This window comes from Bacillus sp. IT-79MI2 (genome assembly GCF_949768135.1).
Taxonomy (GTDB): Bacteria; Bacillota; Bacilli; order Bacillales; family Bacillaceae_G; genus Bacillus_A; species Bacillus_A pseudomycoides.
In genome coordinates this window covers 141,300-166,171 of record NZ_CATKPV010000051.1, presented here as the reverse complement: position 1 = coordinate 166,171, position 24,872 = coordinate 141,300, and the positions used below count along the sequence as shown (strand labels likewise).

33 protein-coding genes and 2 pseudogenes are annotated in these 24,872 nt (G+C 37.0%); 8 read left to right on the top strand and 27 right to left on the bottom strand.

Annotated elements, in window-relative coordinates:
• Positions 1 to 45: 45 nt before the first annotated feature.
• From ACM6HU_RS07640 to accB, 11 genes are all read right to left on the bottom strand, one after another.
• Positions 46 to 885 carry a TlyA family RNA methyltransferase gene (locus tag ACM6HU_RS07640; RefSeq protein WP_016116256.1) on the bottom strand — a complete coding sequence of 280 codons (840 nt, stop codon included), beginning with the start codon at positions 883 to 885 and terminating at the stop codon, positions 46 to 48.
• Between the two features lie 3 nt (positions 886 to 888).
• Complete coding sequence (dxs, locus tag ACM6HU_RS07635) at positions 889 to 2,781, bottom strand: 1-deoxy-D-xylulose-5-phosphate synthase (RefSeq protein ID WP_016133250.1); 1,893 nt, start codon at positions 2,779 to 2,781, stop codon at positions 889 to 891.
• 98 nt (positions 2,782 to 2,879) lie between these two features.
• On the bottom strand, positions 2,880 to 3,104 hold the full coding sequence (locus tag ACM6HU_RS07630; protein WP_097969008.1) for a hypothetical protein: 225 nt from the start codon (positions 3,102 to 3,104) through the stop codon (positions 2,880 to 2,882).
• A gap of 20 nt (positions 3,105 to 3,124) precedes the next feature.
• Positions 3,125 to 4,018 carry a polyprenyl synthetase family protein gene (locus ACM6HU_RS07625; protein WP_003200224.1) on the bottom strand — a complete coding sequence of 298 codons (894 nt, stop codon included), beginning with the start codon at positions 4,016 to 4,018 and terminating at the stop codon, positions 3,125 to 3,127.
• On the bottom strand, positions 4,018 to 4,248 hold the full coding sequence (gene xseB / locus ACM6HU_RS07620; RefSeq protein ID WP_016116257.1) for an exodeoxyribonuclease VII small subunit: 231 nt from the start codon (positions 4,246 to 4,248) through the stop codon (positions 4,018 to 4,020). Before xseB ends, ACM6HU_RS07625 begins: the two co-directional genes overlap by 1 nt.
• Complete coding sequence (gene xseA / locus ACM6HU_RS07615; protein ID WP_016116258.1) at positions 4,238 to 5,596, bottom strand: exodeoxyribonuclease VII large subunit; 1,359 nt, start codon at positions 5,594 to 5,596, stop codon at positions 4,238 to 4,240. Before xseA ends, xseB begins: the two co-directional genes overlap by 11 nt.
• 26 nt (positions 5,597 to 5,622) lie before the next feature.
• Positions 5,623 to 6,483 carry a bifunctional methylenetetrahydrofolate dehydrogenase/methenyltetrahydrofolate cyclohydrolase FolD gene (gene folD, locus ACM6HU_RS07610; RefSeq protein ID WP_016116259.1) on the bottom strand — a complete coding sequence of 287 codons (861 nt, stop codon included), beginning with the start codon at positions 6,481 to 6,483 and terminating at the stop codon, positions 5,623 to 5,625.
• 22 nt (positions 6,484 to 6,505) lie between these two features.
• Positions 6,506 to 6,898: a N utilization substance protein NusB gene (gene nusB, locus ACM6HU_RS07605; protein WP_016116260.1), complete on the bottom strand. Its 393-nt coding sequence runs from the start codon at positions 6,896 to 6,898 to the stop codon at positions 6,506 to 6,508.
• Between the two features lie 346 nt (positions 6,899 to 7,244).
• On the bottom strand, positions 7,245 to 7,637 hold the full coding sequence (locus ACM6HU_RS07600) for an Asp23/Gls24 family envelope stress response protein (protein ID WP_003208459.1): 393 nt from the start codon (positions 7,635 to 7,637) through the stop codon (positions 7,245 to 7,247).
• 23 nt (positions 7,638 to 7,660) lie between these two features.
• On the bottom strand, positions 7,661 to 9,013 hold the full coding sequence (gene accC, locus ACM6HU_RS07595) for an acetyl-CoA carboxylase biotin carboxylase subunit (RefSeq protein WP_016116261.1): 1,353 nt from the start codon (positions 9,011 to 9,013) through the stop codon (positions 7,661 to 7,663).
• Between the two features lie 16 nt (positions 9,014 to 9,029).
• Positions 9,030 to 9,518 carry an acetyl-CoA carboxylase biotin carboxyl carrier protein gene (accB, locus tag ACM6HU_RS07590; protein ID WP_016116262.1) on the bottom strand — a complete coding sequence of 163 codons (489 nt, stop codon included), beginning with the start codon at positions 9,516 to 9,518 and terminating at the stop codon, positions 9,030 to 9,032.
• A 485-nt stretch (positions 9,519 to 10,003) separates the two neighbouring features.
• Between accB and ACM6HU_RS07585 the strand changes: the two genes are divergently transcribed.
• Positions 10,004 to 10,201 (top strand): hypothetical protein, encoded by a 198-nt coding sequence (locus tag ACM6HU_RS07585; protein WP_016116263.1) that lies wholly within the window; start codon positions 10,004 to 10,006, stop codon positions 10,199 to 10,201.
• Between the two features lie 70 nt (positions 10,202 to 10,271).
• Here the strand turns inward: ACM6HU_RS07585 and ACM6HU_RS07580 are convergent, their stop codons facing one another.
• The 9 genes and pseudogenes from ACM6HU_RS07580 to ACM6HU_RS07540 form a co-directional block, all read right to left on the bottom strand.
• A complete protein-coding gene (locus ACM6HU_RS07580) occupies positions 10,272 to 10,925 on the bottom strand; it encodes a SpoIIIAH-like family protein (RefSeq protein ID WP_016116264.1) in 654 nt (217 codons plus the stop codon).
• Between the two features lie 12 nt (positions 10,926 to 10,937).
• Complete coding sequence (gene spoIIIAG / locus ACM6HU_RS07575; RefSeq protein WP_016116265.1) at positions 10,938 to 11,603, bottom strand: stage III sporulation protein AG; 666 nt, start codon at positions 11,601 to 11,603, stop codon at positions 10,938 to 10,940.
• Positions 11,593 to 12,224 (bottom strand): annotated as a pseudogene (gene spoIIIAF / locus ACM6HU_RS07570) (stage III sporulation protein AF). The gene spoIIIAG and the pseudogene spoIIIAF overlap by 11 nt, the downstream one beginning before the upstream one ends.
• A gap of 12 nt (positions 12,225 to 12,236) precedes the next feature.
• Positions 12,237 to 13,409, bottom strand: a complete 1,173-nt coding sequence (gene spoIIIAE / locus ACM6HU_RS07565; RefSeq protein WP_016131996.1) for a stage III sporulation protein AE — start codon at positions 13,407 to 13,409, stop codon at positions 12,237 to 12,239.
• A 10-nt stretch (positions 13,410 to 13,419) separates the two neighbouring features.
• Positions 13,420 to 13,806 carry a stage III sporulation protein AD gene (gene spoIIIAD, locus ACM6HU_RS07560; RefSeq protein ID WP_077293892.1) on the bottom strand — a complete coding sequence of 129 codons (387 nt, stop codon included), beginning with the start codon at positions 13,804 to 13,806 and terminating at the stop codon, positions 13,420 to 13,422.
• 20 nt (positions 13,807 to 13,826) lie between these two features.
• On the bottom strand, positions 13,827 to 14,030 hold the full coding sequence (gene spoIIIAC, locus ACM6HU_RS07555; protein ID WP_000020914.1) for a stage III sporulation protein AC: 204 nt from the start codon (positions 14,028 to 14,030) through the stop codon (positions 13,827 to 13,829).
• A 14-nt stretch (positions 14,031 to 14,044) separates the two neighbouring features.
• Entirely contained in the window at positions 14,045 to 14,560 is a 516-nt protein-coding gene (spoIIIAB, locus tag ACM6HU_RS07550; protein WP_016131997.1) for a stage III sporulation protein SpoIIIAB, read from the bottom strand.
• Complete coding sequence (spoIIIAA, locus tag ACM6HU_RS07545; RefSeq protein ID WP_016116270.1) at positions 14,554 to 15,480, bottom strand: stage III sporulation protein AA; 927 nt, start codon at positions 15,478 to 15,480, stop codon at positions 14,554 to 14,556. The genes spoIIIAB and spoIIIAA overlap by 7 nt, the downstream gene beginning before the upstream one ends.
• Before the next feature lie 27 nt (positions 15,481 to 15,507).
• Positions 15,508 to 15,789, bottom strand: a complete 282-nt coding sequence (locus tag ACM6HU_RS07540) for a YqhV family protein (protein ID WP_003200251.1) — start codon at positions 15,787 to 15,789, stop codon at positions 15,508 to 15,510.
• Between the two features lie 196 nt (positions 15,790 to 15,985).
• Between ACM6HU_RS07540 and ACM6HU_RS07535 the strand changes: the two genes are divergently transcribed.
• A complete protein-coding gene (locus ACM6HU_RS07535; RefSeq protein ID WP_016116271.1) occupies positions 15,986 to 16,564 on the top strand; it encodes a GNAT family N-acetyltransferase in 579 nt (192 codons plus the stop codon).
• On the top strand, positions 16,545 to 16,865 hold the full coding sequence (locus tag ACM6HU_RS07530; RefSeq protein ID WP_016116272.1) for a hypothetical protein: 321 nt from the start codon (positions 16,545 to 16,547) through the stop codon (positions 16,863 to 16,865). Before ACM6HU_RS07535 ends, ACM6HU_RS07530 begins: the two co-directional genes overlap by 20 nt.
• Positions 16,866 to 16,899: 34 nt before the next feature.
• On the opposite strand, the gene efp is transcribed toward ACM6HU_RS07530, so the two are convergent.
• The 4 genes from efp to ACM6HU_RS07510 form a co-directional block, all read right to left on the bottom strand.
• On the bottom strand, positions 16,900 to 17,457 hold the full coding sequence (gene efp, locus ACM6HU_RS07525) for an elongation factor P (RefSeq protein WP_016116273.1): 558 nt from the start codon (positions 17,455 to 17,457) through the stop codon (positions 16,900 to 16,902).
• Between the two features lie 21 nt (positions 17,458 to 17,478).
• Positions 17,479 to 18,540, bottom strand: a complete 1,062-nt coding sequence (gene pepQ / locus ACM6HU_RS07520; RefSeq protein WP_016116274.1) for a Xaa-Pro dipeptidase — start codon at positions 18,538 to 18,540, stop codon at positions 17,479 to 17,481.
• Positions 18,541 to 18,544: 4 nt separating this feature from the next.
• Entirely contained in the window at positions 18,545 to 18,985 is a 441-nt protein-coding gene (gene aroQ / locus ACM6HU_RS07515; protein ID WP_016116275.1) for a type II 3-dehydroquinate dehydratase, read from the bottom strand.
• A gap of 75 nt (positions 18,986 to 19,060) precedes the next feature.
• Positions 19,061 to 19,525 (bottom strand): YqhR family membrane protein, encoded by a 465-nt coding sequence (locus ACM6HU_RS07510; RefSeq protein WP_016116276.1) that lies wholly within the window; start codon positions 19,523 to 19,525, stop codon positions 19,061 to 19,063.
• A 243-nt stretch (positions 19,526 to 19,768) separates the two neighbouring features.
• Here ACM6HU_RS07510 and ACM6HU_RS07505 point away from each other — a divergent pair, with 243 nt between their 5' ends.
• Positions 19,769 to 20,689: a DUF1385 domain-containing protein gene (locus ACM6HU_RS07505; RefSeq protein ID WP_016116277.1), complete on the top strand. Its 921-nt coding sequence runs from the start codon at positions 19,769 to 19,771 to the stop codon at positions 20,687 to 20,689.
• A gap of 83 nt (positions 20,690 to 20,772) precedes the next feature.
• Positions 20,773 to 21,174, top strand: coding sequence for an SA1362 family protein (locus ACM6HU_RS07500; protein WP_016116278.1), 402 nt, complete (start codon positions 20,773 to 20,775; stop codon positions 21,172 to 21,174).
• Positions 21,175 to 21,191: 17 nt separating this feature from the next.
• On the opposite strand, the gene ACM6HU_RS07495 is transcribed toward ACM6HU_RS07500, so the two are convergent.
• From ACM6HU_RS07495 to ACM6HU_RS07485, 3 genes and pseudogenes are all read right to left on the bottom strand, one after another.
• The gene (locus ACM6HU_RS07495; RefSeq protein ID WP_016132002.1) at positions 21,192 to 21,848 is read right to left on the bottom strand and encodes an HAD family hydrolase; all 657 of its coding nucleotides are present in this window, start codon (positions 21,846 to 21,848) and stop codon (positions 21,192 to 21,194) included.
• Positions 21,849 to 21,952: 104 nt separating this feature from the next.
• On the bottom strand, positions 21,953 to 22,381 hold the full coding sequence (gene mntR / locus ACM6HU_RS07490) for a transcriptional regulator MntR (RefSeq protein WP_016116280.1): 429 nt from the start codon (positions 22,379 to 22,381) through the stop codon (positions 21,953 to 21,955).
• Between the two features lie 145 nt (positions 22,382 to 22,526).
• Positions 22,527 to 23,025, bottom strand: a pseudogene (locus tag ACM6HU_RS07485) (spore photoproduct lyase family protein).
• A 154-nt stretch (positions 23,026 to 23,179) separates the two neighbouring features.
• Between ACM6HU_RS07485 and ACM6HU_RS07480 the strand changes: the two are divergent.
• From ACM6HU_RS07480 to ACM6HU_RS07470, 3 genes are read left to right on the top strand one after another with little or no spacing between them, the layout of a single operon-like run.
• On the top strand, positions 23,180 to 23,497 hold the full coding sequence (locus tag ACM6HU_RS07480) for a PadR family transcriptional regulator (protein WP_016116282.1): 318 nt from the start codon (positions 23,180 to 23,182) through the stop codon (positions 23,495 to 23,497).
• 5 nt (positions 23,498 to 23,502) lie between these two features.
• Positions 23,503 to 24,174, top strand: coding sequence for a DUF1129 family protein (locus ACM6HU_RS07475; protein WP_016116283.1), 672 nt, complete (start codon positions 23,503 to 23,505; stop codon positions 24,172 to 24,174).
• 20 nt (positions 24,175 to 24,194) lie between these two features.
• Positions 24,195 to 24,854 (top strand): hypothetical protein, encoded by a 660-nt coding sequence (locus ACM6HU_RS07470; RefSeq protein WP_016116284.1) that lies wholly within the window; start codon positions 24,195 to 24,197, stop codon positions 24,852 to 24,854.
• Positions 24,855 to 24,872 lie beyond the last annotated feature (18 nt).

Here is a 24,872-nt window from a genome sequence, read left to right as displayed (position 1 = left end):
TTTACAATCATTATACAATTCCAGCAAAAAGAGGAACAACAACCGTTATTCCTCTTTCCCTTTTTGTTTTAAGACCTCATGAGCTTCTGTTACAACTTGCTCTACAGAAACCAGAGAATGTTTTTCGCCAATCTCACGTTCACCATGCCACTTTAAATGAATTAAAAACTCAATATTTCCGTCCCCACCTGTAATTGGAGAAAATGTTAAGTTTTCAACATCATACCCTTCTTTTATTGCGAAATCAACAATCATTTCTACGACAGCTTCATGAACTTTACGATCACGAACGATGCCCTTCTTCCCGACCTGCTCTCTTCCAGCTTCAAATTGTGGTTTAATTAAAGCCGCAACATCACCATTTGGAGTCAATATCGTTTTTAAGACTGGAAGAATTAATTTTAACGATATAAACGAAACATCAATGCTAGCAAACTGCGGCAAGCCACGCTCTAAATCAGCCGGTGTTACATAACGAAAATTCGTCCGTTCCATAACAACAACGCGCTCATCTTGACGAAGCTTCCAAGCAAGTTGATTGTACCCTACATCTAAAGCGTAAGATAACTTCGCACCATTTTGCAGCGCACAATCTGTAAAGCCACCAGTTGATGAGCCAATATCTAACATAATTTTATCTTGTAAATCAAGATGAAAAGTCTCTAATGCCTTCTCTAACTTATAACCGCCACGGCTCACATATGGCATAACTTGTCCTTTTACCGTAATCGGTGTATCTTGCGGGATTTTTTCCCCTGGTTTATCGAGTCTCATTTCATTTGCATATACAAGACCCGCCATAACAGCGCGTTTTGCCTTTTCACGCGTTTCTATAAGTCCTCGTTCTACTAATAGTACATCTACTCTTTCTTTTTTTACACTCATTTGTTACGCCCTTTTTTGTTTTGATGGAATCATTGTATGAATACGGTCTACAACAGCATCTGTCGTTAAACCAATTTCTTCTAACAACTTTGTAACACTACCGTGTTCAATGAAATGATCTGGAATTCCCATTCGTTCGATTAAAGCACTATGATACCCATGCTCAGTAGCAAATTCTACTACACCTGTACCAAATCCACCGATTAAACAAGCTTCTTCAATTGTTAAAATCGGCATATTCTTGCCTAGGAGTTCATGTAAATATGATTCATCCATCGGCTTAATAAAACGAGCATTCACGACTTTCACTGAAACTCCAGCTTTTTCGAGACGCTCCGCCGCTTCCAGCGCCATCGAAATCGTTGTACCAAATGTCAAGATTGCTGCTTGCGTACCTTCTTTTAAGGTTTCCCATGTACCAATTGGAATAGCTTTGAGTTCTTCATCCATTTTAACTCCAAGTCCATTTCCGCGCGCATAACGCAGGGCAATTGGACCATCTTCATATTGCATTGCCGTATATACTAAATGCTGCCCTTCATTTTCATCTTTTGGCATCATGAGCACCATATTTGGCAAGTGGCGTAAAAACGCGATATCAAATACACCTTGATGCGTTTCACCATCTGCTCCGACCAATCCAGCACGGTCAATTCCAATGAAGACATTTAAATTTTGACGGCATATATCATGAACAACTTGGTCATATGCACGTTGTAAGAATGTTGAATAAATCGCTAAAAACGGCTTCATTCCTTGCGTTGCCATCCCAGCGGCCATCGTTGTGGCATGTTGCTCAGCAATTCCCACATCAATCATACGATCTGGAAATTCTTGATGAAACTTTTCAAGCTTAGAACCAACTGGCATTGCTGGTGTAATCGCAACGATACGCTCATCAGTTCTTGCAAGCTTCCGAACTGTCTCACTTACAACCGCACTCCACGCCGGTGCAACTTCTTTTGGCTTTACAAAATCACCAGATTCGATTTTATATGGTCCTGTTCCATGCCAAGTTCCAATCACATCGCTCTCTGCTGGTTTATAGCCTTTTCCTTTTTTCGTAATCACATGAACAAGTACCGGGCCTTTTGTTTTCTTTGCATATTGAAGCGTTTCAAATAAGTTTTCATAACTATGCCCATCAACAGGACCTAAATATGTAAACCCTAACTCTTCAAAGAAGACACCTGATACAAGTAAATATTTTAAGCTATCTTTTACTTTTTCTGCGGTTGCTGCAACTTTCCCGCCAACTGCTGGAATTTTCTTGAGTAAATACTCTAGTTCATCCTTCACCCATTGATATTTTCCAGCTGTACGCAGGCGACCAAGAACGTTATGAAGAGCTCCAACATTCGGAGCAATTGACATTTCATTATCATTTAAGATAACAATCATATCTGTTTTTTCATGCCCGATATGGTTTAATGCTTCTAAAGCCATTCCACCAGTCAAAGCACCATCCCCAATAATTGGTATAATACACTCTTTCGTTTTCTTTAAATCCCGTGCTAAAGCCATTCCCATTGCAGCAGATAATGAAGTCGAACTATGACCTGTTTCCCATACATCATGCTCACTCTCGCAACGTTTTGGGAAACCACATAGACCTTTATATTGTCTTAATGTGCCAAACTCTTTTGCACGCCCTGTTAAAATCTTATGCACATAGGATTGATGTCCTACATCCCATAAAAATTTATCTTTTGGACTATCAAATAATTTATGCAGAGCAATTGTGAGTTCTACTACACCTAAGTTAGGAGCAATATGTCCACCTGTTTGAGAGAGCTCTTCAATTAAAAACTTCCGAATATCCTCACTCAATGCCTCTAGTTCGCTGATAGACATATCTTTCAAAAAACTAGGGTTTTGAATTTGCGTTAGATCCACATGGATCACTCACTTTCGTTTCATAATCTGTCAATATGTCAAATATCACAAAAAATATTTGCACAACACAAGAAATTCTTCAATATCATTCCTATTTTCTATCCTGCTTGAACAGACAATTCGTCATCTTTCTCTACGTTCTTAGAAAACGAAGTATCCCTTTCAAGTAAGAAGCCTACATGAATCATAGCTCCTCTATCCGATGAAAAAAGAGCCGCTAACACAAAGTGATAACGGCAACGTAATCTAGATATATTTTTGCCAATAACAAGAAAAGAAAAACCTTTTTCTACATTTATACCACAAAATAATAAATGACTCAACAAATGAAAACGTTCTTACATTAGTTATTACGCTTTGCGATCAAATCACAAATAGATAATAAATACTCATCTTGTAATTGTAAAGATGCTATCGCATCTTTCGCTTTAACAATTGTTTCTTCTAAGATACATTTTGCCTCATCTATAGTAAATAACGTCGTATATGTACTTTTTTCATTGGAAGCATCACTACCAATTGGTTTTCCAATTTCTTCTTCCGTACCTTCTACATCTAAAATATCATCTCGAATCTGGAAAGCCAGACCAATATATTTTGCAAATGCAAGTAGTTTCTTCTCTTGTTCTGGTGTTGCTCCTGCAAGTACCGCTCCTGCAAGCACGGCATATTCTAATAACCGCCCTGTTTTATGCTTATGAATATATTCTAATTCACTAAGCTCAAGACGCTTGCCTTCCGCTTCCATATCCGCTACCTGTCCAGCAACCATTCCTTCTGGTCCAGCTGCTTTTGCAAGTTCAAGCGCAAGTCTTAGCTTTGTTTCTGTAGAAATGTCTTGATGATGATACGCTGTCACTACTTGGAAAGCATGTGTTAACAAGCCATCTCCCGCTAAAACGGCCATCGCTTCACCAAACACTTTATGGTTTGTTGGTTTTCCCCGTCTTAAATCATCGTCATCCATACATGGTAAATCATCATGAATTAACGAATAGGTATGAATCATTTCAAGAGCACAAGCTGCTCCTATGCCCAGTTCTCTTTCCTTTTCAAACGCTTGCAACGTTGCAAATAAAAGTAACGGACGAAGACGCTTTCCGCCTGCTTCCAATGAATATGTCATCGCTTCGCGAAGTACATTTGGACATTGTAATTGATTTGCATAGCGTGCAAGTTGCTCCTCGACGAAAGTTTTACTTTCTTTCACAAAAGCATCAAAAGCTACATATGCCACTATGCTTCATCTCCTACAGCAGTAAATGGTTTAAGTTCTCCATCTTCTCCAAGGATAACTGCCATTTGTTCTTGTACATCTTTCAATTTCTCATCACATAGCTTAGACAACTCCATACCTTCTTTAAAATATGAAATCGCCTCTTCTAAAGGAACATCGCCTTGTTCGAGCTTAGAAACAAGATGTTCAAGCTGAGAAATTGCTTCTTCAAAGCTTAATTTATTTTCCATTGTTCAATTCACGCTCCTCTATGCCCGATACGTTACAATCTAACACTCCATCTTGTAATTGTACTGAAACAACATCACCAAGGTCGACATCTTTCACACTTTTTAACACTTGCTTTTTTTCACTATATACGAGCCCATATCCTCTCATCATTACTTTAAGTGGACTTAGTGCCTCTAATTTTTGAGCCGCCCTCATAAACGCAAACTCTTTCGTTTGCAGTAATGTTTGCATTTCACGTTGCAATTGCTTTTGCAACGTTTCTACCCTTGTTTTTGTTTGTACAATCTTTTGAGAGGGATGATGCTTCTCCAAATAAAATGAGAGCTGTTTTAACTGATTTACCTTTTTCTCTACATAGCGTTCTTTCACTAAAATAAGCTGTTCAAGAGTACGATCTAACTGTTCTTCTTTTTGCTCATACACTTGCTTTGGATAACGAAACGCATACGATTTTTGAAGTGTTTGCAGTTGTTCTTGCTTTTTATGTAACATCTCTCGCATTGCCCTTTGCAGGCGAAGGGTTCGTTGTAACACTTTCTCTTGTAATTCAATTATATTTGGTGCTGCAAGTTCTGCTGCTGCCGTTGGGGTTGGTGCACGTAAATCTGCTACAAAATCAGCAATTGTAAAGTCTGTTTCATGTCCAACTGCCGAGATGATTGGAATTTCACTTGCAAAAATCGCCCGTGCAACTATTTCTTCATTAAAGGCCCATAGCTCTTCAATGGAACCGCCCCCACGACCGACAATTAAAGCATCTATATCCTTCATCTCATTCGCTGTTTGAATCGCTTGTACAATTGAGGGAGCCGCAGACTCCCCTTGTACAAGTACCGGAAATACAATCACATTCCCAATTGGATAACGGCGTTTAATCGTCGTTATAATATCACGAATCGCCGCTCCCGTTGGTGATGTAATGACACCAATTGTTGTTGCATATGCAGGAATTGGCTGTTTATACACTTGAGAAAACAACCCTTCCTCCTCTAGCCTAACCTTTAATTGCTCATAAGCTAAGTGAAGATTACCAATTCCATCAGGCTGCATATCATGAACATAAATTTGGTATGAACCACTTGCTTCATAGACAGAGATTTTCCCTTTTACAAGTACTTTCATCCCATCTTCTGGTCTGAATTTTATATTGCGATTATGACCCGCAAACATAACCGCTGCTATTCTTGCATTTTCATCCTTTAATGTGAAATACATATGGCCACGGCTATGACATTTAAAGTTTGAAATTTCTCCTTTTAACCAAACAGACTGCAAATGCGGGTCATACTCTATTTTTGTTTTTATATAGCGTGTTAATGCTGTAACGGTTAAATATTGCTTTTCCATCTTTCTCTCCTCATAGCCGATTCAAATTATTTACAAACAACTCCTGCGCGTTTTGCAGATTCTACTGTATTATGAAGGAGCATTGTAATTGTCATTGGACCGACTCCTTTTGGTACCGGTGTAATATAGCCAGCAATATCTAATACATTCTCAAAATCAACATCACCGCATAATTTCCCTGTCTCTAGACGATTGACACCAACATCAATTACAACTGCGCCTTCTTTTATATAGTCAGCTGTTACCATCTTCGCTCTTCCAACAGCGACAATTAGAATATCAGCTAGCTTTGATAATTCTTTTATATTTTTCGTTTTGGAGTGACAGTATGTTACAGTCGCATTTTCATTTAAAAATAACTGTCCTACTGGTTTTCCAACAATGTTACTTCTTCCAATTACAACAACGTGTTTTCCTGAAATATCAAGATTTGTTTCTTTTACTAACTCCACAATGCCATGTGGTGTACATGGAAGAAATGTATCTTGCCCCGTCATCATACGGCCAACGCTGATTGGATGGAATCCATCTACATCCTTTTTAGGTGAAATTCTTTCAATGATAGCTTTCTCTTCAATATGTTTCGGTAAAGGTAATTGTACTAATATTCCATCAATACGGTCATCCTCATTTAAGCGATCGATTTCAGCTAACAAACGCTCTTCTGTAATTGTATCTGGAAACTCAATTAACTCTGAATAGATCCCAACTTGTTCACAGCCTTTTTCTTTTCCTTTTACATAAGAACGAGATGCTGGATCTTCTCCAACTAAAATAACCGCTAATCCTGGTACAATCCCTTGCTCTTTCAACTTCACAACTTCTTCTTTTAATTGTGCTCGTTTTTTCTCCGCAACTTCATTTCCTTTGATGATTACTGCTACCATTTAAGATTCCCCCTTAAAGAAATTACAGTGTATCTTTTATATTAGATAAAACGCCGTTGATAAAACGACGAGATTCCTCATCCCCAAATGTTTTGGCAATTTCAATTGCCTCGTTAATTGTTACGTTATGTGGAACTTCTTCCATGTACTTCATTTCATACACAGCTAAACGTAAAATACTACGATCCACAATACTAATACGTTCTAATTTCCACTTTTTTAAATTTTGACGAATTGCTTCATCAATTGCTTCTTTATGTTCTACAAAACCAACAACAAGTGATTCTAAAAACTCATTTGTTTCTTCGCCTTCTTCTAGCGTATTTTCCACCGCTACTTTCGGCTCTAATTCTCCAGTAATATCCATTTGATATAATGCTTGCATGGCTCTTTCTCTAGCCGTCCTACGTTTCATTGTAACTCTCCTTTATACTTCAAGTCTTTCCTTATGTTTTGTTATATTGTTATAATTTATAAGCCGTCAATTTACTTACTCTTACAGTTTTCATTGATTTTTCAACCTTATAATACAATGATAATAACACAATTTATCATTTCATACACGAGTTACAAGGCTGAAAAATAATAAAAAGATTAACTTCAAGTTCCATATCCTATCACAATGTACGTTTTTTGAAAAAACGCATCATTCCCTTTTTATATTTCTCATTTTTTAAAATAGTATAATAATTCGAAGGTTTTGTGTAAGAAGAGATAAAACGAGAAAAAAGGTGCCCATTTGACAAGGCACCTTCTCATTCTTATACTGGCTCGATTTCTGTTTTTTGCGTTTCGAATGTTACGCCAACGATGTGAATATTTACTTCTTTCGGCTCAAGACCCGTCATTGTAAAGAGTGCTTGGCGAATATTATCTTGAATTTTTTGTGCAACAACTGGTATTGCTACACCAAAATACATGACAACATAAACGTCAACGATAATATCGTCGTTTACTAATTCAACCTTCACGCCTTTACCGTGATTTTTCTTTCCTAACTTCTCAACAACATCTGTAGCAAAGTTGCCGCGCATTGCCGCTACGCCATCTACTTCAGCAGTTGCGATACCTGCAATTACCTCAATTACTTCTGGTGCAATTTCTACTTTTCCAAGGGTTGTATCTTGACCCATATCTAACATATGTTCAGCCATGAAAAAAACCTCCTTTAAATGTATCACTGCGTCACAAGTTCATGCTCTTCCAAAAATTTAGTATTAAATTCCCCTTTTATAAAATCAGGATGATCTAGCAATTGTAAATGGAACGGGATTGTCGTATGTACGCCTTCAATGACAAATTCACTAAGTGCTCGCTTCATTTTTGCAATTGCTTCTTCACGTGTTTTTCCGTGAACAATTAATTTCGCAATCATCGAATCATAAAAAGGTGGAATTGAATAACCAGGATAAACAGCTGAATCGACGCGAATACCAAATCCTCCTGGTGGTAAGTACATTTCCACTTTCCCTGGAGATGGCATAAAGTTTTTGGCAGGGTTTTCCGCATTAATTCGACATTCGATTGCCCAACCTTTAAATTGTACTTCTTCTTGCTGTAGCGATAACTTTTCTCCTGAAGCAACACGAATTTGCTCTTTAATTAAGTCCATCCCTGTTACCATCTCTGTAACTGGATGTTCTACTTGAATTCGCGTGTTCATTTCCATAAAGTAAAAGCTTTTCGTTTTATATTCATAAATAAACTCAACCGTGCCAGCACCTGTATAATCAACCGCTACCGCTGCTTTTACTGCCGCTTCACCCATTTTCTCACGAATATTTGCATCAAGAACAGGAGAAGGACTTTCTTCTAATAGTTTTTGCAAACGGCGCTGAATTGTACAATCACGCTCTCCTAAATGAATCGCATTGCCATGTGCATCTGCCATTATCTGAATCTCAACATGGCGGAAATCTTCAACGTACTTTTCTAAGTATACACCAGGGTTTCCAAAAGCGGTACTAGCTTCTTGCTGTGTAATTTGAATTCCCTTTATAAGCTCCTCTTCATGACGTGCAACACGAATACCTTTTCCGCCGCCGCCTGCAGTTGCTTTAATAATAACGGGATATCCAATTTGATTTGCAAGTTCCATCGCTTCTTCTGTGTTTTTTATAATCCCTTGTGAACCTGGTACAATTGGAACCCCTGCTTCTTTCATTGTATCACGCGCAACGTCTTTTGTACCCATTTTTGAAATTGCTTCTGGGCTAGGTCCGATAAAAATCAAGTTACATTCACGACATAGTTCTGCAAAATCAGCATTTTCGGCTAAAAATCCATAACCAGGGTGAATTGCATCACAACCCGTTAATTTTGCAACGCTTATAATATTCGTCAAATTTAAATAGCTTTCTTTCGACATTGTTGGCCCAACGCAATACGCTTCATCTGCGATTTTCACATGAAGTGATTCTTTATCCGCTTCTGAATAAATAGCTACTGTTTCAATATTCATCTCTTTGCAAGCACGAATAATTCGCACAGCAATTTCCCCACGATTGGCTATCAATACTTTTTTTATCATCACAAAGACTCCCTTATTACGCTTTTACAAGAAATAGCGGTTGTCCATACTCAACAAGTTGTCCGTTGTTCACAAGAATTTCAACAATTTCTCCATTTACTTCTGCTTCAATTTCATTAAAAAGCTTCATCGCTTCAACGATGCAAACGACTGTACCTTCTGAAACGCGATCCCCAACACTTACATATGCAGGCGTATCTGGTGAAGAAGAGGCATAGAATGTTCCAACCATCGGTGATGTGATTGTATGTAAATTCTCATCTTGAACAGCTTTCTTCTCTTCCTGCTTCGGTGCTTCTACCTGCGCCGCTGCTACGGCTGTTTCCATTTCTACCGCTTGCGTTTGTAATGCTTGTTTCACTACTGGTGTTGTCTGTACAGACACAACTTCATTCCCACGCTTTTTCATTTTAATTGTCGTACCATCTTTTTTGTATTCAAATTCATCAATGTTAGAGCTATCAATTAACTTAATTAATTCACGAACTTCTTGAATTTTAAACATATAAAATCCACTCCCATACACTTGTTTGTCCCGTTCTTACAGATACTGAACATATAAAAGCAAACTATGTTGTCTGTAAAGATACGATTCATTCTACTAGAGAAATCATTCCTATAACATTTACTAATAGAAACTTTTGCTACTCTCATCTTACGATAAATATTTTCAACATTCCAATTTATATTTCTTTACGATAAATCGAAACTCCTGTAAAAAATATTATTCCACTAAATAATTTATTACCTAGTAATAATACCAAGTTTCACTCAAAATTGGCAAGACCACTTCATAAAAAACATGTTTTTTCTCTTTTTCCATTTAAAATATAGAGCTCCTGACTTATTATTCTCATCTCATTTTAACTATGTACAACAACATATTTTACAAAATATTATTTTTTTATTTACAAGCCGTTCATCCTTCCTTCACATACGAATAGTATGTTCAAAGTAAAGTAAAATATCTTAATAGTGAGGTGCAGAAACATGATATGGCTCATCTTGTTCTTACCAGCTGTATTAATCTGGCTCATCGTTGTCTTCACTCATATAAAATACGGAAAAAGCAACCACCATTACCACGAACCTTTAATTTTTTACTCTCAGCGCATTTCTCCTTTCCGAGGAGAAAACATTGAAATAGCACAAAAAGATGAAATAGAAAAAAGCTATCGAAAACGATAGCTTTTTCTATCCGGCTGTTCGCGAGTAGTAATCCTCCAGCTTATCATAGCTCGTAATACATATTTAAATTTTATTTTACTGGATCAAACTTGACGCCTACATCCTTGGATCCTGCCTCAGCACGAACAAGTTGGATAATTTTATTTGCTTCTTTTTGAGAATGCTTCGTAGCTTTTACTGTTACTTTAATATCAGTTCCATCAGCCCTTACAAGCGCATCTTTATAGCCACCTTGTGATTTAATAACTGTTTCAAGCAACCCTTCCTTTGTTTCCATCTGATCGATTGCGTTTAATTCATCTTTCGCTTTACTTATTTCTTCAGCGGAAGATTTCGTTGATTTCATAACATCTTGTAATTTTTCTTTCTCTGCACTGCGTTGATCTTCCATTTTCAAACGAAGTGCTGTAAAGTTTTCATCACTTGATTGAACTGTTACATTGCCTTCTTTTTTGCTTGTCTCTTTTTTACTATCATCTTTTTTCTCTGTTTCTTTGCCCGATGTTTCTTTCGTTGTTTCTTTTGGAGTAGCTTCTTTATTAGATGTTTCTTTTGTCGTTTCTTTTGTCACTTCTTTTTCAACACCTTGCTTTTCTTGTCCAACCTTTTCACCCGCTGTTGGTGTTGCAGTATTCATTTTGTCAGGCGTTGTTACATAATAAACAGATAACACAACAACTAAACTTAGCATTGTTAGTAACCAAACTGTTTGTTTTTTCAACACTTCATTTCCTCCCTAACCCTTTTTTGGTAGTACTGCTACGCGGTGTGATGGTACATCAAGCATACGTGTCACCGCTTCCTTTACCATTGCTTTTACTTGTATATTATCCACCCCTTTTGCTACGACAAGGACACCTCTCACTTTTGGTTTCTCTGTTCGCAATACAATCGGGGTTTCTTTATCACCTTCGCGTATAATCACCGTTTTTTCATCAGTTGATTCATCTTCAACTTGTCTTTTCCCTCCAGTTTTATCTGTTTCACCTGTTGTTTGCGATCGTTTCACAATATTTTTTTCAAGTATTTTTTCTTCTGATGAGTCCAAATTCACTTCAATAGACACATCTTTAACCCCTGTTATATCTTCTAATGCCGCTTTCAATTCTTGTTCATATGCTTTTTCGTATTTTTCTACAGCTGACATGTTCTCGCTCTTTTTTTGTCCAAAAGTCGGCACTTCTTTTTCTGAATCTTGACTTGTCTTTTCTTTAAACACAGGCACTTCTTCTTTTTTCGGTTGAAAGAAATTACTAAAAAACATAAGCAACATTCCAAGTATGAGTAGGACAAGCAAAAACTTAGGTGTTACTTTTTTCCCTTTCTCCTTATCATCTTTTTCGTCCCCTTTCAATAAGTTGCGAAAAAATGAGAATTTCGAGTTTTTATCTTTATTGTCCATTTACTCTACCTGTCCCCCCTCCATTTGAACTTGGATTTGTTTATCCTCTAGCTGCCACCTGCTTGAAAAGAACTGTTTCATTTCCACATTTGTTTCTTTCGAAGTTTTCCGAGGCGCTCTCGTATTAATTTCAACTGGCTTTACTGTTTCAATTGCATCGTTTTTCTTCACTTCAGCTTCTTTTAGCGTCACAATAACAGATTGAATATCTTTTGCCGCTTTTACTTCTCCCTTAGTTTCTGCTGCAATTATTTTTATTTCAGACACTGTCACGCCATACTTTTTCTCAAATTCTTTTCCAACTTCTTTTTTCATTTTGACAGCCATCTCTTCTAAACTATATGCACGTGTTAGGGCTTGTATTTCTTTTTTCTTTGTATCAATTGAATTTTTTATCGATCCGTCCGCTACGTATTTTTCTTGATTAAAATTCGCAATCACTTCATTTACATCCGTTTGTAATAACTTAAATAGCGGTGTCAAGATTAAAACGACTAACAATAAGCTCACAACAAATTTGACATACTTTTGTAAATTTGAATTAGGAAGGATAAGATGCAGCATCGTCGCTAAGAGCAAAAAGACGATAATATTTCTAATCCACTCTGTAACAAATTGCATACTCGTCACCTCCTATCGCATCATGAGGGTAATGTTCCCCGCGGCAATAATAATAGTAATGCTTAAAAAGAACATAAAGGATACGATAGCTAAGCAGGCAAATACATAAATGATACTTCTTCCTATAATATCTAAACATTTAATAATAGCTCCTCCGCCAACTGGCTGTAGTACTGCCGCTGCGAATTTATAAATAAACGCGATACAAAAGATTTGAATCGCTGGAAAAGCAACGATTAAACATAAGATAACAAGCCCGATAATCCCGACCGTATTCTTTAATAACCCAGAGGCGCTAATAACAGTATCCGCCGCTTCTGTAAACATCCGCCCTACCACAGGAATAAAATTCCCCGTTACAAACTTCGCTGTTTTAACAGCTATACCATCAGCAACTGCTGTCGCTGTCCCTTGCACAGATAATACGCCTAGAAATACTGTTAGAAAGATACCAATAATCCCAACACTTACATTTTGCAGGAGCTTGGACAATTTCGTAACTTTATATTGATCACTCATTGTACTTACAATGCTTAAGATGGTCGCAAGTAATAAGAGCGGAAGAACAATATAGTTCATAAGCAGCCCACTTGTATTCATTAAAAAAATGATAATCGGATGGAAGAAGGATACTGATACAACCCCACCTCCGGTCGCTATGAGTGCTAGGAGAATAGGAAGTAAAGCTAATATGAAATCTACCATCGTTTGAATCGTTTCTCTTGCATACGTCATTACTACATAAAAACTATTTAAAGCAAAAATAATTAGCACCATGTATACAACGGCATCTGCAATTTTACTTATGCTACTCTTCGAAAAGGCAGATTGTAATGATTGTAATAATGCACTGAAAATTGTGAGCATAATGAGCGTTCCAAGTAGCTTTCCATTTGCAACAAGCTCATGAAATAAATATTTTAATAGCCCTATCATCCATTCTTTTATAGAAAATTCCTTTTCGCCCTTTACAAATTCCATAAAACTTCCCTTTTGACTCTCTGGTAAATAACCTCCATATTTTGTGACAAGCCCGTCCCAAAACTGCTTCACATCTTCGATTCCGAGTTTATCCAATTGTTGATCTACGACGGTTTTTTCTACAGGAGAAGCTTGTACGACAATTGGTAAAGAAAAGAAAAGGAAGCAAGCAAACAGCAGCTTAGCTCCAAACCTTTGCAACATTCACTCCCCCTTATCCCGTAGGTAAAAAACCAAGAATTGTTTCAATTACAACCGTTAAAATAGGAATAGCCATAACAAGAATTAAAATTTTCCCTGCTAATTCAATTTTTGAAGCAATTGCACCTTGACCAGCATCTTTTGTAATTTGTGCCCCAAACTCAGCAATGTAAGCAATTCCAATAATTTTCAGCAGTGTCTCTACATAGACATTGCTTACTTTCGCCTCACTTGCAACTCGCTCAATCATTCTTAAAATAGAATGAATTTGATCGATTAGCAGCAGAAACATGACACTCGCGATGAACACAATAAACAAAGAAGTGATACTAGATTTATGTTGATTTAGCACAGCTGCTAAAAATGTCGCGACGAGGCCCAATCCGACAATTTGTAAAATCTCGATTCGAACCGCCTCCTTTACTGGAAGAGAAAGACACTTTTAATCTTGTCAAACAAAGTATTAATCAAAAATGCAACATGAAATAAAATAACGACAAAACCGACAAGAATCACCCAATTTGCAATATCCTCCCGCTTTAACTCTTTTAGTACTGTATGAATGAAAGCTAAAACAATGCCGATTCCGGCGATTTGAAATATTAATCCAACATCGATGGACATCGTCTTTCTCCCCCCTATAGCAGTAAAATTACGATAAGTAGTCCTGCTAGTACACCCAAACTCTTTATCATCTTTTCATATTGAAGTTGAAGTGCTTTCGCTTCACCCTCTTCTCTTTCTAGGTGCGTAATACATAAGCGAATATGCTTTTGCTGCGATTCACGGTCATGCTGCCCTAACGTTTCACCAAATTGCTGCAAAATCTCATATTCAGTTTGTTTAAATGCAGTGAGTTTCCAATTTTCTTGTAAACTTTCAAGCCAAGCCTCTCTAACTGTTTGTTCGCCGCTTTCTAGTCGCTTTGAAAAACTTTGAAATATCCAGTTTAAAGGCTTTGGCATTTGTTTTACTAAGCGCTCTGCTGCTTCTGATAAGGGCGTATGCCCATACATGATTTCAGCTTCTAACGATTGCAGCGCTGCTTTTAAAAGCCTAAGTTGACGCGGGCGTTCACTATATCTTTTGGCATACGAAAAACCAAAGAAAGTGCTCACCGCTACAATTAACACCGCACCAAATATTTTCACCATACGCTTTGAACCTTTCCTCGCCTTTGAACAGGCTTTCCATCTCCATCCTTGACTTGAACAATAGTTCCAGGTCCCTTCGCTTTTGATAGTTCAATAAAGCGATCAAACACGCCAAGCTCCATCACAGCCTTTAAAGATGGTCGTTTCATTACATCATCAAAAGAAAATCCGTGAGCGCTTATAAAAAGCTGAACACCTGCATGGACTGCCTCCATAATTGCTTCGCTATCTTCCATACGCCCAATTTCATCCACTATTAATATATCCGGACTCATAGAACGAATCATCATCATCATTCCTTCTGCTTTTGGACACGCATCCAGCACATCAACACGTGGACCAAACTCATATTGCGGAATCCCTTTTACACACCCGGCAATTTCTGAGCGCTCATCAACAATCCCCACTTTGCAAGAAGGAATTTTATAAGAACGAACTCCTTGACTCATACAACGTGCCACATCCCTGAGAAGTGTTGTTTTTCCTGTTTGCGGCGGACCAATTACCATTGTGTTTAACCAACGTGAGTCGTACAAATAAGATAAGAGTGGCTCAGCTATCCCAATTTTTTGACGGGCAACTCGAATATTAAATGATGACACATCTCGAATCATCTTCACTGCACTTTTCTCTGTAATTACTTTTCCAGCTAAGCCAATCCTGTGACCACCGCGCAAAGTAACATACCCACGCTTTAACTCTTCTTCCATCGTATAAATAGAATATTGACTAAGCTTATTTAATAAGTAGATTGCATCCTCTGCTGTAACGACATAGTCATAAAAGAACACTTCTCCACGAGCAATACATTCAAGTGGCCTTCCTATCCGAACCCTAATTTCTTCTAACGCGCTATATTGTTCACAGCCTTCAATAAACTGTTTCATCGCTTTTGGTAAAACCTCTAATACTTCTTTCATCTGCTTCTCCCCACCATACTTGACTTACTATTTCAACACTGCAATAAAAATACAGCCAATTCCGAGAGTTAGAAAAAAGAGCTTCAAAAAAGAAATTTCATTTGCAACGCTCGCAATGCCAATCGACATCGTTAAAATTAATACAGTCGGTCCAACAAATGCCAACATACCATTTATGAACAATGCTTTTTTCGCATCATTCACATAGAGCATAAGCAAAGCGGCGAATATCTCCGCACTACCTGAAAACAACCGAAGCAATCCCATGACAAGCACGGATGTTTCCATTGCCGCCAGCCATTGTTTCATTCTCCCACCTTCTCTCCTACCAATTACTTTTCAGTTCACTAACAAAACCCTTATTCCAAAAAGAATATATTTGTACAACCATATGCAGAGGTTGTCTATTTCAGAAGTAAAAACATAATTTTTCTCTATCGATTTTATTTAAATCTGAATATTCATATTGTTTTATGGTATATTTAATAGAAAAAGAGCATAGACGATGAAGCAAGTTACTTTATTACCACTCGATTTACGATATGCAAATGTGATTTTTGAACTATCAAGCAATCCACATGTAAAAAATGCATTAGGGCTAAAAGTAGAATCAGTGGAAGATACAAAAACATTCATTCTTTTTGCAATTGGAGAGGAACGAAAAAAACACTCCGTATCAAGAGTGGTTGTAAATGAAGAAAATGAAATAATTGGCCTCACTACACTTAAACACATTAATTACGAACAAAAGTACTCACATATTGGAAGTTGGCTCGGCTATCAATATTGGGGAAGAGGATATAACGAAGCTGCTAAAAAAGAGATCTTTAAAATCGCTTTTTTAGACTTGCAACTTACATACGTATTTGCCGGTGCTAAAACGACTAACATTCGTTCGTTAAAAGCACAAGAAAAACTACCTTACATTTCATTACATGTGGAAAAACAATTTCCAGACGAACATGCTGCATTGGAGAAAGAAGTAAAGTCACCTTGCGTACTGCATGTTGTATCACGTGAGAAATTTTCAAATTGGTTGGAAGCACAAAATGAGGGGGGAAAATATGAAGGTATTGAAAATTAGTTTAACAATTGTAGTAGAATTAGCTATTATTTATCTTTTTTCAAAAATGGTCGGTTGGTCATTTATGGAGAGCTTTTTCCTTGGCAGTTTAGCTATATTTGCAATTACATGGTTAATTATTATGAGTAACTTTAGAAATAACAATATGGATCATGCAACGAATAAAACTTTTACCGGTGTTGAAACTGGTGAAATACGCCCGTTTCAAATCGTGTTCACTCCATATATTGCAGGTACCCTTTCACTCGTCACAGTTAGTTTTGTTATAACCGCAATTTACTATCTTCCCTACTTCCTATAAAAAAAGCACTCGTGTAATCACGAGTGCTTTTCTACTATGCACGAGAAACGTATTTACCTTCACCAGTGTTGATGATAAGCATTTCGCCTTCGTTAATGAAGATCGGTACTTGTACAACAAGACCAGTTTCTAATGTAGCTGGTTTTGTTACGTTAGAAGCTGTGTCACCTTTAATACCAGGCTCTGTTTCTACAACTTTTAACTCAACTGTGTTTGGAAGTTCAACACCAAGTACTTCGCCTTGGTATGTCATAATTGCTACTTCCATGTTTTCTTTTAGGAATTTAAGTTCGCGCTCGATTTGGTTTTCGCCAAGTTCGATTTGCTCATAAGTTCCGTTATCCATAAATACGTGAGACTCACCGCTCGCGTATAAGTATTGCATACGACGGTTTTCGATATGTGCTTTTTCTACTTTTTCACCTGCACGGAATGTTTTCTCTTGAACAGATCCTGTGCGAAGGTTACGTAGTTTAGAGCGAACGAACGCAGCACCTTTACCTGGCTTTACGTGTTGGAAATCAAGTACTTGCCAAAGGGCATTGTCCACTGAAATTGTTAAACCTGTACGAAAATCGTTTACTGAAATCATGTAAAAAAATCCTCCTGTGTATTACAAAATAATAAGTTCTTTTGGTGATTTCGTAATTACTTCATTACCTTCACTCGTTACAATGATATCATCTTCAATACGTACCCCGCCAACACCTGGAATATAAATACCTGGTTCTACTGTTACAGCCATACCTGGTTCAAGTACTGTATCAGAACGGAACGCTAAACCTGGTGCTTCATGGATTTCAAGACCGATTCCATGACCAGTAGAGTGTCCGAAGTATTCACCATATCCTTTTTCCGTTATGTAATCACGCGTTAATGCATCAGCCTCGCGACCTGTTAAACCAGCTTTAATACCGTTCACACCACGTAGTTGTGCTTCTAAAACGATAGTATAAATTTCTTTTAATTTATCAGATGGTTCACCGACTGCAATCGTACGAGTAATATCAGAGCAATATCCTTTGTAATAAGCGCCGAAGTCTAATGTAACGAAATCTCCTTTTTCTATCACTTTTTCAGATGCCACGCCGTGTGGTAATGCCGAACGAAGACCTGAAGCAACGATAATATCAAACGAAGAAGATGTTGCTCCTTGTTTTCTCATGAAAAATTCAAGTTCATTTGACACTTCAATTTCAGATACGCCTGGGCGAATGAATGATAGAATATGCTCAAAGGCAGCATCTGCAATCTGTGCAGCTTCCTTTAATATCTTAATCTCTGAATCAGTCTTTATCAAGCGTAACTTTTCTACAAGCCCAGAAGTTGGGATGAATTCAGCTTCGATCGCTTCATTATGCGTTACGTAAGAGCTATATGTAAGAGTATCTTGCTCAAAGCCTAGCTTTTGAATTCCAAGTTCTTTAACTTGTTTCGCAACCTCATCAAGAATTAATCCTGAATGCTGTACTATTTCATATCCAACCGCTTGCTTACTAGCTTGCTCTACATAACGGAAATCTGTAATAAATAGAGCACGCTCTTTTGAAATTAATACAACACCAGCTGTTCCTGTGAAATTCGCCATATATCTACGGCTATGTTCATTCGTTAATACGATACCGTCAATACCAGCCTCATCAAACGCACTTCTTAATCTCTCGATCTTTTCCATTACTTTATACCTCCCTCAATTTCTCCATTAATGCAAATAGCGCTAGCTTATAGCCATAAAAACCAAATCCAACAATTTGTCCCGCACAAACAGCCGCTGTCACAGATTCATGACGAAACGACTCACGTTGATGGATGTTAGAAATATGTACTTCAATAACTGGAATCGAAACACTTGCGATAGCATCTCGAATCGCGTAGCTATAATGCGTAAATGCACCCGGATTTAGAATGATTCCTTCATATATGTCATCCGCCTCATGAATAATATCAATAATTGCTCCTTCATGATTCGATTGAAAACATTCTAACTCCACTCCCATTTTCTCTGCTTCTTGTTTCATATCTGTTTCAAGCGTCGCTAACGTTCCTTTTCCGTATACATTTACCTCTCGAACACCGAGACGATTTAAGTTAGGACCGTTAACGAGGAGTACTTTTTTCATATACTTTAAACTCCTTAATATAAAAAATGTCTATACAACATTCTAACACAGGAGTCACTTATTTGAATAGTTTGTCTACTCCAGCCCTTCCCCTTGATTCGCATTGTTCGCTTCAAATGAAACAGAATATGTGATAAACACACCGTATAAAATAAAAATACATATTGTTGTGACAATTGTTTCTTTCGGTAAATGAAGTGCATTTTTGATAACAGGTGCAATAGAACCCAGTCCGAAAAATAAAATGCCCCACCAAAACAGTCCATAGAGTATTCCCGGTAGTACCCCTTCAAATCTTTTGAAAAGAGCCCTATAGAGAAATGCCACTAAAATAGAAAGAAGCCCTATACAAACAATACCCAATACATTTCCCCAAACTCCTTCTTTCCACGATCCAAACGCAAATGGTAAAAGCAAATAGTTTGGTCCGGCTTCTGTAAATGAAAAAATATGAAGAAAATACCATATGCATCCCCAAAAAACACCACCAAATAAACCAATCTGTACAATGTTTTTTGTTATTGATTGTTCTTGCTTCACATCGACACCTCCGCTTACTAGTATGTCCGAAACTATTTTGAAGCATGTTTAAATCATGCGAAATTTGTCTATAAAAAGAATAAGAAATGTCTGGCTTCCGTAACATTTTTCCTTGTCAGCAGCTTGTGTTTGTCGATAAAATAAAGGAAACTCGGTGATTGTCAAATCTCACAATGACAGAACCAAGTGTGACAATTGCCTCTTTTCTACATAAGAGAGAAACAAATACAGGTTGGTGTTAACATGGCAGAGGAGACAAAACAAATATACGGTGGGCAAGCGGTCATAGAAGGAGTTATGTTTGGTGGTAGAGAATATACTGTTACAGCGGTTCGTCGTAAAGATAAATCAATCGAATTTTATCGATTACCACGCGTGCGGAATAAAGTATTATCTATGCTAAAGAAAGTTCCATTTCTACGTGGTATCGCCGCTATCGTTGACGCAAGTGCCAATGGAGCAAAACATTTAAACTTTGCTTCGGAACGATTTGACGTTCATCCTGCAGACGATGAACAACTCGCACACAAGAAAGAAGAGCAATCAAAATTAACGATGATATTAGGAGTAGCCGCCGTCGGAGTCTTATCGTTCATATTCGGCAAAGTCATTTTCACAGCAGTTCCCGCACTTTTAGCGGAATTGACACGACCGATTTTCCCATCTCACACTGGGCAAATTATTGTCGAAAGCATCATTAAGCTCATCCTTTTACTGAGCTATATATATATTGTGTCACTAACTCCGCTCATTAAGCGTGTGTTTCAATATCACGGTGCGGAACATAAGGTCATCAATGCTTACGAAAACAATCTTCCGCTGACAGTAGCAAATGTACAAAAACAAACTCGTCTCCATTATCGTTGCGGTAGTAGTTTTATTATATTTACAGTCATTATCGGAATGTTTGTCTACTTTCTTGTTCCAACTGATCCCCTTTGGGTCAGAGTGGTAAATCGAATTTTATTAATTCCAGTTGTTCTAGGGATTTCTTTTGAAGTCTTGCAGTTTACAAATCGATTACGAGATATTCCGATTTTGCGCGCATTGGGATACCCAGGGTTATGGCTTCAACTATTAACAACAAAAGAACCAGAAGATGATCAAGTTGAAGTTGCAATTGCATCCTTTGAAGAATTATTACGTTTAGAAGAAAAACACTAATAATTTTTTTAAAATGGTACTCAACTCCTTCCCTTGTCGCTAATATACTAATTTTAATATATGTTATTTAGGAGGTGTTCCCTATGAACGGTCGTTCGTTTACGTTCGCTTTATTCATGCTTATTATTGGGTTAGCAATATTCGGTCTCGTATCATCTGCAATTACGAATCCATACGGAATGGTAAAAAACATTGTCATCATGTTACTTGTTGTTGGTGTCTTTTATTTATTATATAAAATGTTTACAAGTTCCAGCGGTTCCGCCAATTCGCAAAACTCTTATAAGCGTGCTGCGAAACAATCGAACCGAAAATACGGAAAACAAAACGTAGCACCCCTAAGCAATTCTTTATTAAAACGAAATGCTTCTGATGACAAAGTTAAGAAAGGCAATTCATCATTGTTAAAAAGGAAACGAAAACAATCTCATTTAACCGTGATTGAAGGTAAAAAAAATAAAAAGAAAGACCGCGCTTCTTTTTAGGAAATGCGGTCTTTCTTTTATTTATGCTCCCTCACATATTGAAGTACTTCTGTTAAGCTTTTTTCTTTCATACTTCCTAAGCGAAGATGGTGATTTTCAAACTGCAAAGCCTTTGTAACTTCATTTGGAACAACGACACATTTTAATCCTGCCGCAATCGCTGCTTTCAATCCATTTACTGAATCCTCAAACACAACAGCTTCTGAAGAATCAATTTTCAGTTCTTCAATAGCCGCTTTATACAGTGCTGGATCTGGTTTTACTTTCTCCACATCTTCTTTCGTTTTAATAACTTCAAAATACTCCCGAATCCCTAAATCTTCTAAAAACCCAACAACCCATTCTCTTGAAGAACTAGAAGCTAAACCAATTTTTACTCCAAGACCTTTTGCTTCTTCTAAGTATTCTTTCACACCATCACGGGCTACTGGTATTTTCATTTTCTCTTGATGTAAAGCCGAAACTTTTTCTTTTAGCAAGTTCTTATTAAATTGCTCTTTCAATTGTTGTTCAATATATGTATAAAGCACTTCATCTGTTGTTCCAATACATTTTGCAAACTCTTCTAGAGACAAATCTCCACCATATTCGCGAATTACTTCCTGAAAAGCTTGGAACCAAATTGTTTCTGTATCTACAATTAATCCATCAAAGTCAAAAATAATTGCTTTCATTCCGATCCCGCCTTTTACAAAACAATTTTTCACATCTCTATACATTCAACTTAAATAAAGTAAATTCCTCTTCTAAACAAAAAAGGAAACGCCTCTCGTTCCCTTTACTTCCCCTGCTCTTCATTTGCTTTTTGAACACCGCGAAGTGTTTCAATTCGAAGTTCATCTTGCTCAAAATATTGCACTAAATCACCAATGCGGTCAATAGCTTCCCAACTTAAATGATGCTCAATTCCCTCTACATCATTATAGATCTTACTTTCATCCACACCGATGATACGCATAAATTGTTCTAGTAACTCATGACGATATACAAGACGCTCCCCGATTTTTTTCCCTTTTGATGTTAATACAAGCCCTCTATATTTTTCATAAATTAGATACTCATCTTTATCTAACTTTTGTACCATTTTCGTTACAGAGGATGGATGTACACTAAGCGCTTCAGCAATATCAGATACGCGGGCATATCCCTTTTCATCAATTAACAAATAAATTTGTTCAATATAATCTTCCATACTAGGGGTAGGCATCGGTTTCCTCCATCCAATTTCATTTTGTGTTTTCCGCACTAAGCAATCAATAAAATGATACACCAGAAAGGGTATCATGACAAGGGCGGAAACAGACCAAAAGCTATGAAACATAAAAAGAATCTGTATGTATATACAGATTCTTTTATGTGAAATATTGAATTTCAGTATTCGGAAAATATTCGGCAATATATCTTCTTATCGTTTCCTCTAACCTCACTGCATCATCTTTCTGATATACATATTTTCCGATGCCATATCGTCCCCATTTATATTTTCGTTTCTCCTCATCCATTTCGAGTTTCGTATTGGGATAACGTTGTTGTATTACCTTTTTCGCCGGCCTAGTAAAGCGATGTTGAATCAATTCGAATGATAAATTTAGTAGGGCTAAATCTTTTAACGCATCAGAAAGTCGTTCAAATAATTCACGATACCCGTCTCACACCAACAACAAGTGTCGTTTTCGCATTACGATATTTCTGCAAATCATTATCTCCAGGTAAATCGCGAATTTGATTATGTGATGTTGTTTCTCGAATTTCTAGACCCATCTTTGCAAACTTCTCATGCAACTTTTTTCCAAGTGGATATTGGATTGCCCCTGGTTCAAAATAAACAAGCTTTGGCATAAATGGCTTCATACGAATTCCCTCCCTGCTTCTAGTATGAGCAGACGAACGATAACAACACTATTTAAAGTTTTCCGCTCCAGTAACTTGTGTTGCAAGTTACCGAATGTTATAATTCAGATAACAACTACCTTGCACAACAAGTTACTTGAAGGCGGTGACGCAATTGCATAGTCAAATGTTAAAAGGTGTGCTCGAAGGATGTATTCTATATATCATTTCGCAAGAAGAAGTGTATGGATATGAACTGAGTACGAAATTAAACCAACATGGCTTTACATTCGTAAGTGAAGGTAGTATCTATCCTCTTTTGCTACGAATGCAAAAAGAAAAACTCATTGCTGGCACATTAAAAGCTTCTAGCCTTGGACCAAAGCGAAAATATTATCATGTAACCGATAAAGGGTTCGAACAGCTAGAAGAGTTTAAGAAGAGCTGGGGGATAGTTTCGACAACGGTAAATAATTTATTGCAGGGAGAGTGAGATCGATGAAAGCGAAAGATTTAATTGAGCTGAATAATAAAAAACGCAAATTATTGACAGAGGAAAATAAAGCGACTTACGGGGATATGCTCGTTTACATTCGATTAGCTAATATCCCAGAACAGCAAGTAGAAGAACTGCTATTAGAGATTTTAGATCACTTGCTTGATGCACAAGAAGAAAAGAAAAATGCTTATGATATTTTCGGAAATGACTTACAAGCTTACTGTGATGAAATAATCACTGCACTTCCAAAACAAAATATATGGCAGAAAATAGCCACACCAGCCTTTATGAGTAGTTATTTACTCGCTATATTTTTCGCTATTAATTCTCTTGCGGCTATTATTTTACCCTTTTTCTCTGACAACAAACGCTTTCAATTTGTACAGATAAATTTCATATATGTATTTGTAATCATTATCGCTATACACCTTGCTATCCGTTTTGTATTTGACTTTATCAAAGGGGATTTATTCAATAACCATATGGGTAATTGGAAGCGCATAACGAGATTCATTTTCCAACAAAGTCTATGGTTCATACTCATTGTCATTTCTTTATTTTTTATAGACCGTCCATTTATAAAGTATCAACTTTCCCCTTGGATTGGGGCATTCCTTGCCATCATTTTGTATCTTTTTTATAAGTTTTTTTATAGACGCGTAAACTTTTAATTATACAGGGAGTGAGAAAATTGAACGCAAAAGACATGGTTGAGCTAAACAATAAAAAACGCAGGCTTCTAACCCCCGAAAACGAAAATATTTATGGCGATATGCTTATATATTTACGGTTTACGAGCACTCCACAAAAACAAATGGAAGATCTATTATTAGAAATATTAGACCACCTTTTAGACGCTCAAAAAGATGGAAAAAATGCTTACGATATTTTCGGAGAAGATTTAAAAGCGTATTGCGATGAATTAATTAATTCCTCTGAGCACCAAACTACTTTCGAAAAAGGTGCAGTTATTGGCTTTGTAGTTAGTTTATTGTTAGCTATCCAATTTGGATATGATACATTTACGCATGTATTTTTTAATCATGCAAATAAACCAGGGATTCCATTTAGTATCCTAGGCACAATATTGTCAGCTATTATTTTAACCACTGGTACTTTTTTAACTTTTTCCGTATTAAGACGATATTCTTTCACAATATTAGCGTCTTGGAAGCAAAAAATTATACTCATATTATCAGCTTGTATACCACTTGGATTATCATTTGTTTCAAACATTTATTTTGAAACAAAACCTTATTTATCCTATAACTTAACAGTTTGGCAAGGTGCTCTTATTACAATTTCCTTTTACATTTTATACAAAATTTTACATAAAACCTCTAGATTTTAACAGCCTCCCAAAAGGCTG

Excerpts from the sequence above, each read along its gene's own strand:
- pepQ (WP_016116274.1), bottom strand. The coding sequence starts at position 18,540 with ATGGAAAAGATCGAGAGATTAAGAAGTGCGTTTGATGAGGCTGGTATT.
- accC (WP_016116261.1), bottom strand. The coding sequence starts at position 9,013 with ATGATAAAAAAAGTATTGATAGCCAATCGTGGGGAAATTGCTGTGCGA.
- spoIIIAB (WP_016131997.1), bottom strand. The coding sequence starts at position 14,560 with ATGGTGAAAATATTTGGTGCGGTGTTAATTGTAGCGGTGAGCACTTTC.
- ACM6HU_RS07495 (WP_016132002.1), bottom strand. The coding sequence starts at position 21,848 with ATGAAAGCAATTATTTTTGACTTTGATGGATTAATTGTAGATACAGAA.
- spoIIIAE (WP_016131996.1), bottom strand. The coding sequence starts at position 13,409 with ATGTTGCAAAGGTTTGGAGCTAAGCTGCTGTTTGCTTGCTTCCTTTTC.
- ACM6HU_RS07475 (WP_016116283.1), top strand. The coding sequence starts at position 23,503 with ATGAAAGCGAAAGATTTAATTGAGCTGAATAATAAAAAACGCAAATTA.
- spoIIIAA (WP_016116270.1), bottom strand. The coding sequence starts at position 15,480 with ATGAAAGAAGTATTAGAGGTTTTACCAAAAGCGATGAAACAGTTTATT.
- ACM6HU_RS07540 (WP_003200251.1), bottom strand. The coding sequence starts at position 15,789 with ATGAAACAATGGCTGGCGGCAATGGAAACATCCGTGCTTGTCATGGGA.
- ACM6HU_RS07505 (WP_016116277.1), top strand. The coding sequence starts at position 19,769 with ATGGCAGAGGAGACAAAACAAATATACGGTGGGCAAGCGGTCATAGAA.
- spoIIIAC (WP_000020914.1), bottom strand. The coding sequence starts at position 14,030 with ATGTCCATCGATGTTGGATTAATATTTCAAATCGCCGGAATCGGCATT.
- mntR (WP_016116280.1), bottom strand. The coding sequence starts at position 22,381 with ATGCCTACCCCTAGTATGGAAGATTATATTGAACAAATTTATTTGTTA.
- ACM6HU_RS07585 (WP_016116263.1), top strand. The coding sequence starts at position 10,004 with ATGATATGGCTCATCTTGTTCTTACCAGCTGTATTAATCTGGCTCATC.
- ACM6HU_RS07500 (WP_016116278.1), top strand. The coding sequence starts at position 20,773 with ATGAACGGTCGTTCGTTTACGTTCGCTTTATTCATGCTTATTATTGGG.
- efp (WP_016116273.1), bottom strand. The coding sequence starts at position 17,457 with ATGATTTCAGTAAACGATTTTCGTACAGGTTTAACAATTTCAGTGGAC.
- folD (WP_016116259.1), bottom strand. The coding sequence starts at position 6,483 with ATGGTAGCAGTAATCATCAAAGGAAATGAAGTTGCGGAGAAAAAACGA.
- ACM6HU_RS07600 (WP_003208459.1), bottom strand. The coding sequence starts at position 7,637 with ATGGCTGAACATATGTTAGATATGGGTCAAGATACAACCCTTGGAAAA.
- ACM6HU_RS07530 (WP_016116272.1), top strand. The coding sequence starts at position 16,545 with ATGAAGGTATTGAAAATTAGTTTAACAATTGTAGTAGAATTAGCTATT.
- ACM6HU_RS07535 (WP_016116271.1), top strand. The coding sequence starts at position 15,986 with ATGAAGCAAGTTACTTTATTACCACTCGATTTACGATATGCAAATGTG.
- nusB (WP_016116260.1), bottom strand. The coding sequence starts at position 6,898 with ATGAAACGTAGGACGGCTAGAGAAAGAGCCATGCAAGCATTATATCAA.
- ACM6HU_RS07640 (WP_016116256.1), bottom strand. The coding sequence starts at position 885 with ATGAGTGTAAAAAAAGAAAGAGTAGATGTACTATTAGTAGAACGAGGA.
- spoIIIAG (WP_016116265.1), bottom strand. The coding sequence starts at position 11,603 with ATGGACAATAAAGATAAAAACTCGAAATTCTCATTTTTTCGCAACTTA.
- aroQ (WP_016116275.1), bottom strand. The coding sequence starts at position 18,985 with ATGAAAAAAGTACTCCTCGTTAACGGTCCTAACTTAAATCGTCTCGGT.
- xseB (WP_016116257.1), bottom strand. The coding sequence starts at position 4,248 with ATGGAAAATAAATTAAGCTTTGAAGAAGCAATTTCTCAGCTTGAACAT.
- xseA (WP_016116258.1), bottom strand. The coding sequence starts at position 5,596 with ATGGAAAAGCAATATTTAACCGTTACAGCATTAACACGCTATATAAAA.
- accB (WP_016116262.1), bottom strand. The coding sequence starts at position 9,518 with ATGTTTAAAATTCAAGAAGTTCGTGAATTAATTAAGTTAATTGATAGC.